At 68.6% G+C, this 17,406-nt stretch carries 16 protein-coding genes; 9 read left to right on the top strand and 7 right to left on the bottom strand.

Annotation, left to right across the window (positions count from 1 at the left end; all coding sequences use genetic code 11):
• The first annotated feature begins 39 nt into the window (after positions 1-39).
• Entirely contained in the window at positions 40-1,386 is a 1,347-nt protein-coding gene (locus B9D87_RS25435) for a flavin monoamine oxidase family protein (protein ID WP_007772919.1), read from the top strand.
• Here the strand turns inward: B9D87_RS25435 and B9D87_RS25430 are convergent.
• Positions 1,381-2,346, bottom strand: a complete 966-nt coding sequence (locus B9D87_RS25430) for an alpha/beta fold hydrolase (protein ID WP_040631050.1) — start codon at positions 2,344-2,346, stop codon at positions 1,381-1,383. The two genes, B9D87_RS25435 and B9D87_RS25430, sit on opposite strands and share 6 nt — an antisense overlap.
• A 121-nt stretch (positions 2,347-2,467) precedes the next feature.
• Between B9D87_RS25430 and B9D87_RS25425 the strand changes: the two genes are divergently transcribed.
• Positions 2,468-3,853: a flavin monoamine oxidase family protein gene (locus tag B9D87_RS25425; protein WP_040630903.1), complete on the top strand. Its 1,386-nt coding sequence runs from the start codon at positions 2,468-2,470 to the stop codon at positions 3,851-3,853.
• A gap of 12 nt (positions 3,854-3,865) precedes the next feature.
• Here the strand turns inward: B9D87_RS25425 and B9D87_RS25420 are convergent, their stop codons facing one another.
• Together B9D87_RS25420 and B9D87_RS25415 are read right to left on the bottom strand one after the other, a co-directional pair.
• Positions 3,866-4,954, bottom strand: a complete 1,089-nt coding sequence (locus B9D87_RS25420; RefSeq protein WP_007772924.1) for a helix-turn-helix transcriptional regulator — start codon at positions 4,952-4,954, stop codon at positions 3,866-3,868.
• Positions 4,955-4,988: 34 nt separating this feature from the next.
• Positions 4,989-6,158, bottom strand: coding sequence for a glycosyltransferase (locus B9D87_RS25415; RefSeq protein WP_040631052.1), 1,170 nt, complete (start codon positions 6,156-6,158; stop codon positions 4,989-4,991).
• Positions 6,159-6,364: 206 nt separating this feature from the next.
• Here B9D87_RS25415 and B9D87_RS25410 point away from each other — a divergent pair, with 206 nt between their 5' ends.
• Entirely contained in the window at positions 6,365-7,264 is a 900-nt protein-coding gene (locus B9D87_RS25410; protein ID WP_007772926.1) for a chemotaxis protein CheB, read from the top strand.
• On the opposite strand, the gene B9D87_RS25405 is transcribed toward B9D87_RS25410, so the two are convergent.
• The 3 genes from B9D87_RS25405 to B9D87_RS25395 are packed head-to-tail and all read right to left on the bottom strand — an operon-like array spanning position 7,261 to position 10,928.
• Positions 7,261-9,102: a CheR family methyltransferase gene (locus tag B9D87_RS25405; RefSeq protein WP_007772927.1), complete on the bottom strand. Its 1,842-nt coding sequence runs from the start codon at positions 9,100-9,102 to the stop codon at positions 7,261-7,263. The two genes, B9D87_RS25410 and B9D87_RS25405, sit on opposite strands and share 4 nt — an antisense overlap.
• A gap of 54 nt (positions 9,103-9,156) precedes the next feature.
• The gene (locus B9D87_RS25400; protein ID WP_007772928.1) at positions 9,157-9,918 is read right to left on the bottom strand and encodes an STAS domain-containing protein; all 762 of its coding nucleotides are present in this window, start codon (positions 9,916-9,918) and stop codon (positions 9,157-9,159) included.
• The gene (locus B9D87_RS25395; protein ID WP_007772929.1) at positions 9,915-10,928 is read right to left on the bottom strand and encodes a chemotaxis protein CheB; all 1,014 of its coding nucleotides are present in this window, start codon (positions 10,926-10,928) and stop codon (positions 9,915-9,917) included. The genes B9D87_RS25400 and B9D87_RS25395 overlap by 4 nt, the downstream gene beginning before the upstream one ends.
• 114 nt (positions 10,929-11,042) lie before the next feature.
• Here B9D87_RS25395 and B9D87_RS25390 point away from each other — a divergent pair, with 114 nt between their 5' ends.
• Together B9D87_RS25390 and B9D87_RS25385 are read left to right on the top strand one after the other, a co-directional pair.
• Positions 11,043-13,145 (top strand): catalase, encoded by a 2,103-nt coding sequence (locus B9D87_RS25390; protein WP_007772930.1) that lies wholly within the window; start codon positions 11,043-11,045, stop codon positions 13,143-13,145.
• A 75-nt stretch (positions 13,146-13,220) separates the two neighbouring features.
• Positions 13,221-13,478, top strand: a complete 258-nt coding sequence (locus tag B9D87_RS25385) for a DUF7218 family protein (RefSeq protein ID WP_007772931.1) — start codon at positions 13,221-13,223, stop codon at positions 13,476-13,478.
• On the opposite strand, the gene B9D87_RS25380 is transcribed toward B9D87_RS25385, so the two are convergent.
• On the bottom strand, positions 13,475-14,050 hold the full coding sequence (locus B9D87_RS25380) for a nucleotidyltransferase (protein ID WP_007772932.1): 576 nt from the start codon (positions 14,048-14,050) through the stop codon (positions 13,475-13,477). The two genes, B9D87_RS25385 and B9D87_RS25380, sit on opposite strands and share 4 nt — an antisense overlap.
• 90 nt (positions 14,051-14,140) lie before the next feature.
• Here B9D87_RS25380 and B9D87_RS25375 point away from each other — a divergent pair, with 90 nt between their 5' ends.
• The 4 genes from B9D87_RS25375 (at position 14,141) to B9D87_RS25360 (ending at position 17,404) form a co-directional block, all read left to right on the top strand.
• Positions 14,141-14,812 carry a glycosyltransferase family 2 protein gene (locus B9D87_RS25375; RefSeq protein ID WP_052002537.1) on the top strand — a complete coding sequence of 224 codons (672 nt, stop codon included), beginning with the start codon at positions 14,141-14,143 and terminating at the stop codon, positions 14,810-14,812.
• Positions 14,809-15,762: an acyl-CoA dehydrogenase family protein gene (locus B9D87_RS25370; RefSeq protein ID WP_007772936.1), complete on the top strand. Its 954-nt coding sequence runs from the start codon at positions 14,809-14,811 to the stop codon at positions 15,760-15,762. The genes B9D87_RS25375 and B9D87_RS25370 overlap by 4 nt, the downstream gene beginning before the upstream one ends.
• Positions 15,759-16,538 carry a PIG-L deacetylase family protein gene (locus B9D87_RS25365; protein WP_007772938.1) on the top strand — a complete coding sequence of 260 codons (780 nt, stop codon included), beginning with the start codon at positions 15,759-15,761 and terminating at the stop codon, positions 16,536-16,538. Before B9D87_RS25370 ends, B9D87_RS25365 begins: the two co-directional genes overlap by 4 nt.
• A 101-nt stretch (positions 16,539-16,639) precedes the next feature.
• Positions 16,640-17,404, top strand: coding sequence for an endonuclease/exonuclease/phosphatase family protein (locus B9D87_RS25360; RefSeq protein WP_007772940.1), 765 nt, complete (start codon positions 16,640-16,642; stop codon positions 17,402-17,404).
• The last annotated feature ends 2 nt before the right edge of the window (positions 17,405-17,406 follow it).

Raw genomic sequence — 17,406 nt, 5'->3', positions numbered from 1 at the left:
TTGTCGTGAAAACCGCAGAAATGCGGTTCACTGGACCGCGTGTCAAAACCCCCGCGGATCGTCGACGTTGTCGTGGTCGGTGCGGGCTTTGCCGGACTCGCCGCGGCGCGCGAGCTGTATCAGCAAGGCCATGACGTGGTGGTTTTCGAGGGTCGTGACCGGGTCGGTGGGCGGTCGCTGACCGGCAGCGTCGCCGGACTGCCGGCCGATCTGGGCGGCACGTTCGTCGGGCCGACCCAGGACGCCGTCTTGGCGATGGCCGCCGAACTCGACGTCCCGACCACGCCGACGCACCACGACGGCAAGAACCTCATCCATTGGCGCGGGTGGACGCACGCGTATCACGGCACCATCCCCAAGCTTTCGCTGACCGGACTGCTGGACATCGGCCGGCTGCGATGGCAATTCGACAGGATCGCGCGCAGCATCCCGCTGGCGGCACCGTGGGATGCCCGTCGGGCGCACGAACTCGACGGCCTGTCGCTCGGCGGCTGGTTGCGCTCGGTGCGGGCGACCGCTTCCTCGCACGCCCTGCTGGCGATCGTGGCGCGGGTGACCTGGGGATGTGAACCCGACGACGTGTCGATGCTGCACGCCGCCCGCTACGCGCACGCGGCCGGCGGCCTGGACCGGCTGCTCGACGTCGAGGACGGGGCCCAACAGGACCGCTTCCCCGGCGGCACCCAACAGATCGCCGAGGCCGCGGCCGCCGAGCTGGGCACCCGGGTGGTGCTGGGCGCGCCGGTGCGCCGAATCGAGCGCCACGGCGCGGGCGTCACCGTCACCACCGACGTCGGCGAGACCGAGGCCGGGTTCGTCATCGTCGCCATCCCGCCGGCGCATCGCGCCGCGATCGAGTTCACTCCCCCGCTGCCCACCGAGTACGAGCAGCTCGCCCGGCATTGGCCACAGGGCCGGCTCAGCAAGGCGTACGCGGCCTATTCCACGCCGTTCTGGCGGACCAACGGTTTTTCCGGGCAGGCGCTGTCCGACGAGGGCCCGGTTTTCATCACCTTCGACGTCAGCCCGCACCCGGACGGCCCCGGCATCCTGATGGGGTTTGTCGACGCCCGCGCGTTCGACTCGCTGCCCAGCGATCAGCGTCGTCGCGACGCGTTGCGCTGCTTTGCAACGCTTTTCGGCGATGACGCGCTCAAACCGCTGGACTATGTCGATCATCGTTGGGGGGTAGAGGAATTCGCACCCGGCGGCCCCACCGCCGCGGTGCCCCCCGGGTCGTGGACCCGATTCGGGCCGTGGTTGCGTGAACCGGTCGGGCCGATTCACTGGGCCGGCACCGAAACCGCCGACGAGTGGACCGGGTTCCTCGACGGGGCGATCCGCTCCGGGCAGCGCGCGGCCGCCGAGATCACCGCCCTGCTATGAGCTGATCCGCCGGGTGGCCGCGCTGTGCACCGCCATCTCCGCGAGTGCGCGCAACTGGCGATTGACCTCGCGCGGGTGTTCCAGCATCGAGCAGTGCCCACCGGGGAGCACGACCAGCTCGAGCAGATTGGGGGCGGTGCGTGCGATCCTGCGCGACTGGCTGATGGGGGTCAGCCGGTCGCGTTCGCTGCCGATGACCAGCGTCGGCACGGTCAGGCCGTCCAGGCTGAGATACCTCGACCCCAGCGACGTGACCAGCGCCCTCGCGCAGCCGGCACGCCCCGCCGGCGGTGTCTTCTCGAAGAGCTCGTAGACGAGGCCGGCGATGCTCGGGTCGGCGTCCCGTCCGGTGGCCAGCATCGCCACCATGTAGCGGCTCGGGATGCGGGCGGCACCCGGGACCGGGAAGCCACCGAACGCGTTGATCAGGGCGCGCCCGGCGAGAACTCGGGCCGGCGACAACCCGTAAGGCACCGGCAGCAGTTGCACCTGCCGGATCAGATCTCCGGTGGTGGTGTTGATCAGCGCGACGGCATCGGCGCGCCGGGGAACCTTGTGTCGATAGCGCTCCGACCACGCGGCGATGGTGATGCCGCCCATCGAGTGACCGGCGATCACGGCCCGCTCGTGGGGTGCCAGGGTCGCATCTAGTACCGAATCCAGGTCGGAGGCAAGGTGTTTGAGGCTGTAGTCCTTCGGGCGCGGCACTCCGCTTCGGCCGTGGCCGCGATGATCGAACGCGATCACCCGATAGTCGCTGGACAGGTCGGCGATCTGGTAGGCCCACGCCCTGATCGCGCAGGTGATGCCGTGCGCCAAGACGATCGGATAGCCACCGGGCGGCCCGAACACCTCAGCATGCAGCCGGGTGCCGTCGGCCGCCCGGACCGACACCGTCTCACTCGGCGGCAGCTGGTCGGGGAACGGATACACCGGGCGAGCCGATCGTCGAGCACTCATCACCGCTCCCCCCTCCGAACGCGGCCCCATTGCCGCAGCTAAGGATGAGACGATTTTATCCCTAAGTCGGGTTCGCTTTTACCGAAATCCGGCAAACGCTTCTTATGAGACGCTTAGACCCGTGTCTGGGTTGTCGCGTCGGGCGTTCTTCGCGGCCGCGACCGGTGCGGCCGCCGGTGGGCTGACGGGCGGCTGCGCGTCGCACCCGCCGACGCGCGCGGGCGGGCGCCCGCCCGATCAACCATCGCCGGACACCACGTCGGTCCTGGTCGTCGGCGCCGGGATGGCGGGTCTGTCCGCGGCCCGCAGCATCGCCGACGCCGGCCATCCGGTGCGCGTCATCGAAGCCCGCGGCCGCATCGGCGGCAGGGTGTGCACCGACCGCGGCTGGGGCACGCCCCTGGAGCTGGGTGCGTCGTGGATTCACGGCACGGCGGACAACCCGCTGACCGAGCTGGCCCGGCGCACAGGGGCGCAGCTGATCAGCACCGACTACTACGGATGGGCCAAGCTCGTGGTCGATCCCGCCGTGGCACCGCTCGATTACCGCAGCGCAACCTGGCGATCGTTTGTCGAGCGGGCGCGCACTCAGGCCGCCGCGGGAAGTCTGGGCGCCGCCGTGCAAGCGGCCGCCGACGGCGCGCGGCTGTCCGCGGCCGACCGCACCCAGCTGGCGTTCTACCTCACCACCGAGATCGAGGACGAATACGCCGCGGACGCGAACCAGCTCTCCGCCGCCACATTCGACAAGGGTGACTACGCCGGCGGCGACCAGGACGTCATCACGAACGGCTTTGACTCCCTGCCGAAATCGCTCGCCGACGGACTCGACATCGAGCTCAACTCGCCGGTCACCGCGATCGTGCAGCGCGACGGCGCCGTCATCGTGCGGACCAAGGACAGGTCGTTCCAGGGGCCGGCGGCGATCGTGACGGTTCCCCTCGGCGTGCTGAAATCCGGTGCGATCGCCTTCGATCCGCCGCTGCCCGATGGCCACGCCCGCGCCGTGCAGGCACTGGGCTTCGGAGCGTTGTCCAAGAGCTTCTTTCGCTTCGATCGACGAACGTGGAACGCAGACAACGCTTTCTATCAATACATCGGATCCGAAGGCGGGCTGTGGTCGCAGTGGTTCACCTTGCCGAGCGCCGCCGGCCCCATCGCGGTGGCCTTTCACGGCGGCGAGCGGGGACGACACGTGGAATCCTGCGCGCCGAAGGATCTGCTGGCCGGCGCGCTTCCGGTGGCCCGCCGGCTCTTCGGCGACAACGTGGCGCTGACGGATGTGCGGACGTCGGACTGGACCCTCGACCCGTACGCGCTGGGCGCGTATTCGTTTCACCCGCCCGGCGCCGGCCTGGACGACCGGCGGCGGCTGCAGCAACCGGTCGGTGACCGGGTTTATCTGGCGGGCGAGGCGGTGGGCGTCGACAATCCATCCACCGCGACGGGTGCCTTGGTCAGCGGTCGCTACGCCGCGAATCAACTGCTGCACAAGTTGAATGGGTGACCCGTTGCAGGCTCAGGATGACGAGGCCTGCTGCCTCAGCGTGGTGTGCGGGCTCTGGCCGTAGGTCTGCCGGTAGAGCACCGCGAATCGGCCGGTATGCGCGAAGCCCCACCGCTGGGCGATTTCGGTGACGGTGGAGGTGGCGGCGGTCGCCGCCACCAGCTCTTGATGGGCGTGGCCCAGCCGGATGCGACGCATGTACTCCGTCGGCGTCGTGTCGAGCTGCCGGCGAAAGAGGTACTGAACCGCCCGGGGTGTCAGATGCACCGCCTCGGCGACGTCGTTGATGCCGATGTCCTCGGCGGTGTGGCGGTGGATGAAAGACACTGCCTCCTTGAGTGTTTCGGGCAGTGCGAGATCGCTGGCGGGGTCCTGTTCGGTGAGGTTGGACGGGTAACACTCAAGCAGCGCACCGGCGATCAGGTTGGCCATGCCCGCGGCGATCAGCGGCTGGTGGGCGGTGTCGGCGGAGGCAAGGCTGGTGGTCACATAATCCAGCGCGCGGTGCCACGCCCGCACGGCGGCACGGGAACGTGGCCGCCAGTTCACGAATTGGGTCTGTTGAGCCACCGCCGTGTGCCAGTCCGCGGCGACCTTGTGCAGCGCGTCGGGCTCCACGGTCACCACGTCGAAACGTGCACCGTTGCAGTGCAATACGCAAGACATCTCGTGCGCGACGAGGATCGGGAATTCCGCGGTGGCCACGGGACCGCCCGCGACGCTCAGCGATCCGGCCCGCGGCTGGATCACGACCATGGTGTCGGCGGCCGGAATCTCGAGCGCCACACGCCCCTGGATCATTACCTCGTCGACGGTCATCGAGCCCGCGTCACTGCGCCGGTGGGACACCGCGGCGTGGTTACCGAGCCCGGAGATTCGCCAACCCGGCTGGTAGGCCCCGGCAAAGAATCGCCGCGCCGCCTGCGCGTCGGCGGTGCGAAACTGCTTGTATTGCACGGCGACCGAGCGAAATCCATGCTCGCCATCCGCTGCCAGCACGGGGCGGGCGGCGCAGAAGTCGGGGCGAGCGCCCGCACCGTCGGAATCGATGACCAGCCCGGGAATCTTGCCGTCGATCGCCCTGGTCGCGGTGGTGGTCATGGCCGGACCCGGGGAAGCACCGCCGGCACCCGCATCACTGCGCCGCCGTAACTGCCGAAGCCCGGTCCGGCGAACCGACGCTGTAGTAAATGTTCAGCGCGTCGAGCGCCATCCGCTCCCACGCGAAGCGCGACATGGCACGGCTGCGTCCCGCCGCGCCCATGCTCTCGCACTGAAAGCTCTGGCTCAGAAGCTTTCTCAATGCGGCGGCCAGTCCGACGGGATCCTCCGGCGAGAGCAGGAGTCCGGTGATGTCGTCGAGCACGACATCGGCCAGCACGCCCACGCTGGCCACGGCCACCACCACCGCACTGGCCATGGCCTGTAAGACGGTGGTGGCGCGCGGTGGTTGCCGGGGAGTGCACACCACAACATCGGCGGACCGGATCATCTTCGGCATGTCGTCATCGGTGATGATGCCGGCAAAGCTGACGCGGTCGGCCACGCCCAAGTCCCCTGCGAGATGTTGCAGCCGGGCCCGGGCCTCATCGTGGTCGGCGTTGGTGGTGTCATGCTCCGCGATCACCAGCTCGGCGCCGAGCACCTTGGGCAACGCGCGGATCGCGATGTCGATGCCGTTGTACCACAGGGCATTCGGCGTCACGTACAGGATTCGCTGCAGGGCGTTTCGCGGGGCCGTCGGGCCGGTCGGGGCATAGCGCTCGGCGTCTACGCCGCAGGTCAAGGCGGACACTCGGGTCCGGCGGCGGCGCAGCCGGGTCAGCGCGTCGACGTCGGCACTGCTCTCGCCCGTCACCCAGCTCGCGCTGCGCGCCAGGAGCGGTTCGATGCGCTCGCGCTCGCTGTTGGGGCCGCCGTCGCCCTGACCGCGTGACGTGGCGGCCAGGCCCAGAAATGTCTGCACGACGGGAATGCGCCCGCGACGAGCGGCCAGCTGAGCGGCCAACCCGCCGAGCCAGCCGTAGGCGTGCACGACGTCGGGCCGCTCCTTCGACCAGGCCCGCTCCAGCCTGACGGCCCAGTCCCCCACGTAGGGCAGCACGTCAACCGGTGATGCGACGTCGCGTGGTCCGACGGGAACCGAGAGGCAGCGGTAGTGGCCGTCCGCCGCTGCCTGTACCGATCGTCGACCGGCTCGCCGGAGACACACCGTCGCATCGTGTCCCTGGGCCGTCAGCGCGGCACACAGTTGCTCGGGGTCCTCCCCGACGACGTCATCGCCGCTGACAATTGCAATCCTCAACTGCAATTCCCTCCGCGCGCCATCGTCAATCCACCAGTACCCGATGGCATACCCTGCCCGATTCCTGCGAAACGGACCGAGCGGCCTCTTCGCATGCCGGCCGAGGATTCGTCTGCGGGACCGCCGTGAGCTGCTTGGACGCACTCACGCGGCATCGCCTACCGCAGGACTATGTGGGGTAGGTCGACAAGGTGGAGACTTGAGAGGTGACGACTGACGGGCAAGTCCGAGGCGTTCAGCTGGTGGTCTTGCTGGCGTCGGCGGGTGGTTTGGAAGCCCTGTCGACCGTGTTACGGGATCTGCCTTCGGACTTTCCCGCCGCCGTCGTCGTGCAACAACACCTGGGCGGCCACGACAGCCTGCTGACCACGATCCTGCGCAGGCAAACGGGACGCGCGATCGGTTGGGCTCAGGACGGGATGCTGCTGCGCCCCGCACAGGTGGTCGTCTGTCCACCGAGCGTGCTGCTGGAACTGACCTCCGAGGGCCGCTGCCGCCTGCGGGACGCGCAGAATCATCAGGCACTGGTGTTCGACGTGCTGCTGGCGTCGCTCGCGGGTTCGTACGGCCCGAGAAGTGTCGCGGTGGTGCTGTCGGGCTCCGGACACGACGGCGCGGCGGGCACCGTCGCGATGAAGCGGGCCGGCGCCATCGTCATCGCCCAAAGCCCGGAGAGCGCGCAGTACCCGTCGATGCCGATCGCGGCCGCGCAGGCCGGCGCCGACCTGGTGCTGGACGTCGGCGAAATCGGCGGCGTCCTGACCGGCATCATCGGGGGGGCGGCACTGCCCCCGCGGCGGGAACCACCGGCGCAAGCCCCGGCGGGTCAATCCTGTGCCATCCCCACCACATACGACGTCCTCGACCGGTTGGGACCGAAGTTCGGGACGAACAGCGCGGCGGCGCGCGGCGAGCTGGCGCGCCTGCGCGCGGCCGAGCTGGAACGCCGCCGCACGGAGCTGATGGTCGGGTTCGGCGCCACGCGGGAGACGGTGGCCGTGGCACGGCGCAGGGCCGAAGAGTCGCGTTGCCGGGCGCAACTGGCCCATCAGGCCGCCGAGGATGCGTCCATCCGTAACGTCAAACCGCGCCGTCGCGGTGACTAACCCACCACCTCCATCAAGAGCAGCGCGCCTCCGACGGTCCCCTCGGTCGACCGGAACGACGTGCAGGTGATGCGCACCGTGGCCGGGCGCCCGCGCCGGTTGACCGCCTCCACCACCACTTCGCCCGAGCTCTCCGGGTCGACGAAAGCGTTGCCGATCAACGGCCGCACCGCGTCGAGCGGCAGACCGATGTCCAGATTGGTCAGCCCCGTTCCCGTCGTCTCGTCCGCGCGCAACCCCCAGAGCTCCTCGCAGCCGCGGTTCCACAGGATGACCTTCATCTCGCGGTCGACGACCACCATGCCCATCCGGACCGAATCGATCAGTGAATCCTGGAAGAGCTTCGCTTCGTCCAGTTCCAGGCTGCGCTCGCGCAGCATGTCGTTGATGGTGTGCAGCTCGTCGTTGGTGGACTGCAGCTCCTCGTTCATCGTCTCGAGTTCTTCGTTGGTGGACTGCAATTCCTCGTTCGTCGTCTCGAGTTCCTCGACGGTGGACTGCAATTCCTCGTTCGTCGTCTCGAGTTCCTCGTTGGTGGACTGCAGCTCTTCGTAGGCCGCCTCCAGCTGCCGGTTGGTTTGGACGACCTTGTCCAGCAGCGCGCGGGTCGCGGTGACGTCGAAGAAGACGATCGACACACCGAGCAAGCCGTTCTCGGCGTCGACGAGCGGATTGACGTGGATCTCGAACCACACCGTCTCGGCGCCCGGCCGCTGCCACTTGACGTCCTGGATACGCGCCGAGCGGCGCTCCACCTTGGCCTGCTCCAGGTAGGCACGCAACTCGACGGGACGGTAGGACACCTCGAGGTCACGCAGCAGCCGGCCGATGTCGCGGGCCGAGAGCCCGAAGATGGTCTCGGCCTGCTGGTTGATCATCGCGACGGTGTCCTCGCCGGTGACCACGATCTGGGCCACCGGGCTGGCGCGGAACGCCAGATCGCGCACCGTCGTCAACCCCGACAGGTCGGCGTTGCGTTCGTAGAACGCGGCGTTCGGGTCGTAGCGGTCCACGCCGCCGTGCGTTCCCGCCGCCTTCCGGAAGATGCGGTGCTTGAGGTTCAGCGGGGCGAAGCGGTCACCGTGGCTGAGCAGCATCTCGGCGTGCCCGAGGAACAGCGTGCCCTGCGGCGCAAGCGCAAAATGCAAGCGCCCCAAGACGTTTCGCTGAGTCTCAGCGTTGAGGTACATCAGGCTGTTGCGGCACACCAGCAGGTCGACGCGCGAGATGGGAGCGTCCTTGACCAGGTCGTTACGGCCGAAGATCACCGCGCGGCGCAGGTCCTTGTGAAAGACGTAGCGGCCGTTGACCTGTTCGAAGTAGCGGCCCAGCAGATCCGGCGGCACCGATTCCACCGCCTTGGCATCGTAGGAGGCGATGCGCGCCTCGGTGAGCGCGTCTTCGTCCACGTCGGTGGCATAGATCTTGACCCGCTGCCGGAACCCGTCGGGTCCCAGCGCCTCGGCCAGCAGCATGGCCAGGGTGTAGGCCTCCTGCCCCGAGGCGCAGCCGGCGCTCCACACCCGGATCGGGTCGTCGGGGCCCCGCTCGGCCAGCAGCCGCGGAATGACCTCGTTACTGACGAACTCCCAGGCGTCCGGGTCGCGGAAGAACGACGTGACGTTGATCAGGATGGTGTTGAAGAGCGCGGTGAATTCGTCCGAGCTGGCCTGCAGGAAATCCAGGTACTCGTCGAACGCCGCGTAGCCCGCCTGGTCCATCCGGTGCCGGACGCGGCGCATCAGTGACGTGCGCTTGTAACCGGTGAAGTCGAAGCCGCGGGAATCGCGCATGTAGCGCAACAGGGCTTCGAACGCCTCGTCAGTCGTGGATTCCATGCAAGTCCCGTCCGGATCAGGGGTTCACCGAAGGACTTGAACACTACTCGCGCGTCAGAGCTGGGTTTCTCGTCCGACCGATCCCCACACCGTTTTCCCAGACGACGTGGGCGTCGCGCCCCACGCCCGGCACAGCGCGGCCACGATGGCCAGCCCGGAGACGAGGTCGGCGCCGCGGTCGGCGTCCTCATGCCGGCCCGGCAGATGCGAGTTGCCGTCCTCCACCGCGACGGCGACGCTGTCCTGGTAACTCTCGACGATCAGCGCCGGGGCGCTCTCCGTGTGATCGAGGACGTTCTCGACGAAGACGGTCGCCACCGTCGCCGCGGTCGGGATCGCGTCCGGGACACCCCATCGGGTGAGCCAGTCGGCGATCACGCTACGAGCCGTATCGAGGCTGCTGATGTTGCGCGCCAGCTCGGTGCGCGCCCGCCGCCGCACCGACAGGGCCCGGCGCCGCACCGCGTCCAGCGCCAGCTCGAGGGTGGCGTAGATCGGCACATAGCGGGTGACGCCGGCCTTGGCCAACTCCCGCTGCACCCGCGGGTCGGCGCACGCCAGCAGGATCGGAACATCGGGCCATACGCTGACGTGCCAGCGCGCGCTGGTGAACACCGTCCAGGCCGAGGCCGACGGCGCATGCAGACGGTTGATGTCGACGATCACCGCGCGCGGTTCGTCGATGGCCGCCTTGATGACGGCGTCGCGGACGGTCCGATAGGTCGAGCTGTCGAGCACGCCCTCCACCGTCAGGGTGGCCGCGTCCTGATGCGATTCCGGATGGATCCGCACGGCGGGATTCAGCTCCTCGGTCATCCGGCTTCACCCTCGTGCTGAGCGGTGTCCGACAGCCGGTCGCTGAGCAGGATCAGCGCGCGTTCGGTCTCCTCCGCCATCGCCGTGTAACGCCGAAAGAGCAGACCGGTTCCCGCCTTGCCGGCCATGTCGCGGGCCAGCCTGGCCTTCTCTTGCAGGCTGCGCACCGCGATCCACATCGCCCCCTCGAGTTCGGTGTCCCTCGCTCCGAGGAGCGCCTCGGCCGTCCACGCGTGGCCGACCTGGCAGCGGAAATTGCCCTCGCTGATCGAAACCAGCGAGCCGTTGCAGTCCGGGCAGGTGTAGCCGGACGGGGGCCCCAGTTTTTCGGTGTCGAAATCGGTCGCGAACCGCGACATCATCGCGATGCGATTCTCCAATTCCATCGCGGCGTCGCGCTCCATGTCAGGATCCCCTATCTCTCGGTGCGACAGCTCTTTGAGGACCGCGCCGATGTCGGCCGCCGCGGCCTGCCGGTCCACCACACCCGCGTCCAGGGCGTTGGTCGGCATCGCCGGGAACAGCGCGTCCTCGGGCGACTGGCCGATGGTGACGCCGCCGCGCGAGCGGATGGCGCCCATTCCCAGCACGCCGTCGTCGAGCACGCCGGAGAGCAGCACACCCACCGCCCGGGGCCCGAATGTCAGAGCCACCGAACGGAACAACGCGTTGATCGCGGGCCGGTGCCCGTTCTCGGTGGGGCCCTGCGAGAGCAACACGTGATGGTCGGCGACCAGCAGGTGGCGGTCCGGGACGGCGACGTAGATCTGGCCGGGCTCAAGCGCCCCACCGTTCTCGGCGGCGGTCGCGGGCAGCGGTCCGCTGCGGTCGACGATGCGGGCCAGGATGCTCGGCGCGCCGGCGGGCACGTGCAACACCATCAGATAGGCGTAGGGAACGTCCGGCGACAGCCCCGCGGCGAACTTGGACAAAGCTTCGACGCCACCGGCCGAGGCACCGATCGCTACCACACCTTGCAGGGCGCCGACTTCAGCCGTCTGAATCACCACTTTCGACTACCCCTATAGATGGTAGGCAACCGCTCACGCGATGAATAGGGCCGCATTCGCGCCGTTTGCCCCGGTTGCGCGGTGGTACTCCCCTCCGTTGAAAGGAGGCACGACATGGCCACCGATCAGAATCCGAAGCAACGCGATCTCGAGCCCGCGCGGTTCCGCCGCGACACCGGATACCTGACCACACAGCAGGGCGTTCGCGTCGACCACACCGACGACTCGCTGACCGTCGGAGAGCGGGGCCCGACCCTGCTGGAGGACTTCCACGCCCGAGAGAAGATCACCCACTTCGACCACGAGCGCATTCCGGAGCGCGTGGTGCACGCGCGGGGAGCCGGCGCCTACGGCTACTTCGAGCCCTACGACGATTGGCTGGCCGACTACACCGCGGCGAAATTCCTGACCAGTCCGGGGGTTCAGACCCCCGTGTTCGTCCGCTTCTCCACGGTGGCCGGGTCGCGCGGATCCGCCGACACGGTCCGCGACGTGCGCGGCTTCGCCACCAAGTTCTATACCGAACAAGGCAACTACGACCTGGTTGGCAACAACTTCCCGGTTTTCTTCATCCAGGACGGCATCAAGTTTCCCGACTTCGTGCACGCGGTAAAGCCCGAGCCGCACAACGAGATTCCGCAGGCGCAGTCGGCGCACGACACACTGTGGGACTTCGTGTCGCTGCAGCCCGAGACCCTGCACACCATCATGTGGCTGATGTCGGACCGGGCCTTGCCGCGCAGCTACCGCATGATGCAGGGCTTCGGCGTGCACACCTTCCGGCTGGTAAACAGCAGCGGCGAAGGGACTTTCGTGAAGTTCCACTGGAAGCCCCGGCTGGGCGTGCACTCGCTGATCTGGGACGAATGCCAGAAGATCGCGGGCAAGGACCCCGATTACAACCGCCGCGACCTGTGGGAGGCCATCGAATCGGGCCAGTATCCGGAATGGGAGCTCGGGGTGCAGCTGGTCGCCGAGGCGGACGAGTTCAAGTTCGACTTCGACCTGCTCGACGCGACGAAAATCATTCCCGAGGAACAGGTTCCGGTCCGCCCGGTGGGCAAGATGGTATTGAACCGCAACCCGGACAACTTCTTCGCCGAGACCGAGCAGGTGGCGTTCCACACGGCCAACGTGGTGCCCGGCATCGACTTCACCAACGATCCGTTGCTGCAGTTCCGCAACTTCTCCTACCTGGACACCCAGCTGATCCGCCTGGGCGGCCCGAACTTCGCCCAGCTGCCGATCAACCGGCCGGTGGCCGAGGTCCGCACCAACCAGCACGACGGGTACGGGCAGCACGCGATCCCGCAGGGCCGCACCAGTTACTTCAAGAACAGCATCGGCGGCGGCTGTCCCGCGCTGGCCGACGAGAACGTGTTTCGCCACTACACCGAGCGGCTGGACGGGCAGGCAATGCGCAAGCGCGCCAAGTCGTTCGAAAATCATTACAGCCAGGCGCGCATGTTCTGGCAGAGCATGTCGGCGGTGGAGGCCGAACACATCGTCGCCGCGTTCGCCTTCGAACTCGGCAAGGTCGAAATGCCCGAGATCCGTTCGGCCGTCGTGGAACAACTCGCGCGGGTCGACGCAGGGCTGGCCGCGCAGGTGGCCGCGAAGCTGGGGCTGCCCGAGCCGCCCGAGGAACCGGTCGACGACGGGGTGACCGCGTCCCCGGCGCTCTCGCAGATCGGTGTCAGCGACACCATCGCCTCGCGCAAGATCGCCGTCCTGGCCGCCGACGGGGTCGACGTGGTGGGCACCCAACGCTTCATCGAGCAGATGGGCGAACGCGGCGCGGTGGTCGAGGTGCTTGCCCCGGTCGCCGGCGGCACGTTGGAGGGCGGGTCCGGCGGCGAACTGCCCGTCGACCGGTCGTTCACGTCGATGGCCTCGGTGCTCTACGACGCCGTCGTGGTGGCGTGCGGGCCGCGGTCGATATCGACGTTGTCCAACGACGGCTACGCCGTGCACTTCGTGACCGAGGCCTACAAGCACCTGAAGCCGATCGGCGCCTACGGTGCGGGCGTCGACCTGCTGCGCACCGCCGGAGTCACCAACCGCCTGGCCGAGGACACCGACGTGCTCAACGATCAGTCCGTCATCACCACCAAGGCCGCGGCCGACGAGTTGCCGGACCGTTTCGCCGAGGAATTCGCCGCCGCCCTCGCGCGACACCGGTGCTGGGAGCGGCGCACAGACCCGGTTCCCGCCTAGGACGTGTGTTTTTTATGCGACCCGGGTGGGCACTCGGACAGTTAGGGCGTCTCATCGTGGACAGGAGGATGAATCATGCCGCGTTCGTCGATCAAGAACGAAAAGTTGTACCAGGATTTGCGCAAGAAGGGCGACTCCAAGGAAAAGGCCGCGCGCATCTCGAATGCGGCCGCAGGACAGGGGAAGTCAAAGGTCTCCCGCAGGGGCGGCAAGTCCGGGTCGTATCAGGACTGGACAGTTCCCGAACTGAGGAAGCGCGCCAAAGAGCTTGGCATGTCGGGCTATTCGAGCCTGACCAAAGACAAGCTGGTGGCCAAACTGCGTAACCACTAGGCGGTCAGGCCGAGCCGGTCGGCCAGCACCAGGAAGGCGGCCGCGTAATCGTTGTCGGCGGTCGCCTGCTTGATGTCATCCCAATCCAGCCGTTCACGCACCGCGCGCACCGCGGGCAGCAACCTGGCGAAGTCGCAGTGATGCTCACCCAGCGCGCGCAGTTGCTGGATGAGCACCATAGTGGGCGGCAACACCGGCATGGCGATGGCCAACACGTCGTACTGTTCGGCACGGTCCAGCGTCTCGGTATCGACCGGCACGCCGTTGATGCGATGCAGGACGTCCACCAGCATGCCGCCGGCACGCGCCTTGAACAGCCAATCCTCCGGCGGCCGCTCGATGGCGAATCCGGCGTCCGCCAGGGTCGCCACGGCGGCCTCCACATCGGCCTCGGCCACCACGAGGTCCACGTCGTGACTGGGTTCCGGTGCGCCGTAGGCCCATAACGCGTAGCTGCCGGCCAAGGCGAACCGCGGCCCGTTCTCCTTGAGCGCCGACGCAGCGCGGCGCAGCGCGTCCCGTAGCTGGGCGGTGCACGCTGTGGCGTCGGGGAGGGCGTCGCTGGCTGCCATGGTGGATAGGTGATACCCGGCCTGCCGCGGGGGGAACCCGGGCGGGCGCCAGGGCCGTTTAACTTCCTGCTAGTTGGGAAATCTCGGGTTATGTCAACCGCCGTGCCACGCGCATACGACGCTGCCGCCGTAGTGATCCCCGCCCACAACGAGCGTGCGCAGCTGCCGGCCTGTCTGCGCGCGGTGCTGACCGCCGCCCTGTGCGCGCCGATCCCCGTCACGGTCGTGGTGGTTTTGGACGGCTGCGAGGACGGCAGCGACGAGTTCGCCGGCGAGTACGGCCCCGATGTGCATTTCATCAGCGTCGACGTCCGCAACGCCGGCACCGCCCGCGCGGTCGGCTTCGGTTACGCCCGATCGCTGTTGGGCGACGACACCAGGACCTGGTTCGCCACCGCCGACGCCGGCAGCCGGGTGGACCCGCGGTGGCTGCTTGATCAGCTGCGGTCCGGCGCGGACATGGTCGTCGGCGTCATGCGGTGCTACGAAGCCGGCACCCACGCCCGGCAGACCCAGCACGAGGTCGTCGACGGCGACATGGGGTTCGCCGCGCGCGCGTACTGGCACGTCGGAGGTTTTCACATCGGGGCGACCGGCGAAAAGGCCGACCTGGTCGAGCGGTTCGAGGCCGCCGGCTACCACATACATCGAGACACCGACTTGTCGGTGATCACATCGAAGCGGATCCAGGCTCGGGACCCTTACGGATTCGCCGACTACCTCACGCAATTGGGGAGAACGGCGGCGGGTGATTGCGCGTGACGGCGGGTCTGGTTGAGCACTGGCTGGAATCCGGGCGGCTCGAGTTGCCCTTCCCGGCATCGGGGCGCACGGCCGAACGCTGGCAGCGTCTGGCGCGGCTGGCCGAGGAGAACATCGTGGCGGCCCGGATCGCCGAATCCCATGTCGATGCGGTCGCGATACTCAACGAATTGGGTGGCAAGCCACCGGAACCGGGTCAGCTGTGGGGCGTGTGGGCCGCCGAAGCGCCCGACGCCACGTTGACGGCCACCGAAAGCGATGGCGCGGTCACCCTGAACGGCACCAAAGTGTGGTGTGCGGGCGCCGGATTCTGCACCCATGCGCTGGTGACCGCGACGCTCGACGACGGAACGCGCGGGCTGTTCGCGGTCGCCGCGACCGATCCAACCGTCAAGGCGCTGCCCAGCACCTGGTGGAACGCCGGGATGGCGGGCAGCGATACTCGGCCCGTCCAGTTCACCAACACTCAAGCCGTCGCGGTGGGCGACCCCGACGCCTACCTGGATCGGCCCGGGTTCTGGCACGGCGCCATCGGTGTGGCCGCGTGTTGGCTGGGCGGTGCGCGCAGGGTCGCCGACCCGCTATACCGGTGCGCCGCAAGCCAGTCGGCGGACGCATACTCGCTGGCGCACCTCGGCGCGGTGGACGCCGCGCTCGCCGCGAGCGATGCGATCCTGGCGGCGGCCGCGAGTCAGATCGATGATGATCCGTTCGACCGGGCCGGCACCGCGCAGCTCCTGGCCCGTCGAGTGCGCACGGTGGTGGAACACGCCGTCGACGAAGCCATCACCCGCACCGGACGCGCGTTGGGCCCCGGGCCGCTGTGCCAGGACGGCCGGCACGCGCAGCGGGTCGCCGACCTGAGCATCTACATCCGGCAGAGCCACGCCGAGCGGGATCTTGCCGAGCTCGGCCGGCTGGCGGGCCAGCAGGGGATGCGGGCGCCATGAAAACGGTGTCGGCGGGCAACTGCACCCGGTTTGCGGCCAAGCCGCTGACCCACGGCGGCACGCCGGCGCCGTTGTGGCTGGCCAGTTTCGAGGAGCGGCCGCTGCCGGCACTGGACCTGACGGAGTGCGAGCAGCTGATCGTGCTGGCCGCGCATCCCGATGACGAAACCCTAGGCGTGGGTGCGATGATCACCCAGTTGGCCGCCGCCGGAGTTCCCGTTCGAGTGGTCTGCGCCACCGACGGTGGCGCCGCCCGGCCCGGTACGTCGGCGTCGGAGCGGCTTCGGATGGAAACCATCCGTCGTTACGAATTACGCAGAGCAACAAACCTTTTGAACATTCCTCCGCCGGAGGCCCTGGGCCTGCCCGACGCTGAGCTGACACGGCACGAGGACACAATCACCGAGATGCTGACCGCCGTCCTCGACGACGCCGGCCCGGGCCCGGCAACCTGGTGTGCCGCGACGTGGCGGGGCGACGGTCATCCCGATCACGAGGCCGTGGGGCGTGCGGCCTCGGCCGCCTGCGCACTCACCGGGTCGACGTTGTTGGAGTATCCGGTGTGGATGTGGCACTGGGCATTTCCGGCCGATGACGCCGTCCCCTGGGACCGCGCCTACGCGGTGCCCACTTCCAGTTGGGCGATGGAGCGCAAACGCCGTGCCGCGCAGTGCTATCGAAGCCAGTTCGAGCGCGGTGCCGCAGGAGCCGCCCCCAGGTTGCCGGGCTTCGTGCTGCCCCGGTTGCTCGCGGTGGGCGAGGTCGTATTCCGCTAGCCCGCTCCGAGACCGGGCGCACCCGGCTCGCCGCAGCGCACTCAGCCCGCGGCGGTAACGCACGCGACTGCACGAGGGGGAAAGTGGGTAGGCGAAAACCTATGCGTGTCGCGACGTTCAACATCCTGCATGGCCGCACCGTCGGCGACGGTGTCGTCGTCCAGCGGCTGCGTGACTGCGTGCGCCGCCTCGACCCGGACGTGCTCAGCTTGCAAGAGGTCGACTGCGATCAACCCCGCTCCGAGCGCGCCGACCTGACCGCCGCGGCGGCCGAAGCCATGGGTGCGGTGGAACACCGGTTCGTGGCGGCCATTTCGGGCACGCCCGGGGCAACGTGGATGGCCGCGACCGGCCGCGAGCAGCCCGGCACCGCCGCGTACGGAATCGCGCTGCTGTCCCGATACCCGGTGGACAGCTGGCAGGTGCTGCGGCTACCCCGCATCCCGATGCGCTTTCCGATGTACCTGCCGGGCCCGAACCGGGTCATGGTCGTCGACGAGGAACCACGTGCGGCGGTCATCGCGCAATTGCGTACCCCGTTGGGCGGGCTCACGGTGGCCAATACGCACCTGTCCTTCGTCCCGGGCTGGAATCGGCGCCAGCTGCGCCGGCTGATTCACGACCTGCGCGGTTTTCCGGGACCCCGGCTGTTGACCGGTGACCTGAACATGACCCCGAAAACGGTGCGCCGCTGGTCGGGGATGCGGGCGCTGGCGGCCGCCCCGACCTTTCCCGCGGACCTGCCCAGCCGCCAGCTCGACCACATCCTGACCGACGATCACCGGCTGCGCGGCGGGGCCGTGGAGTCGGATCCCATGACCATTTCCGACCACCGTCCGTTGGTGGTGGACCTCCAGCGGGTGTGACG

Source organism: Mycobacterium colombiense CECT 3035 (assembly GCF_002105755.1).
Taxonomy (GTDB): domain Bacteria; phylum Actinomycetota; class Actinomycetes; order Mycobacteriales; family Mycobacteriaceae; genus Mycobacterium; species Mycobacterium colombiense.
The sequence above is the reverse complement of the archived record's forward strand: the minus strand, read 5'-3'. Positions and strand labels throughout refer to the sequence as shown.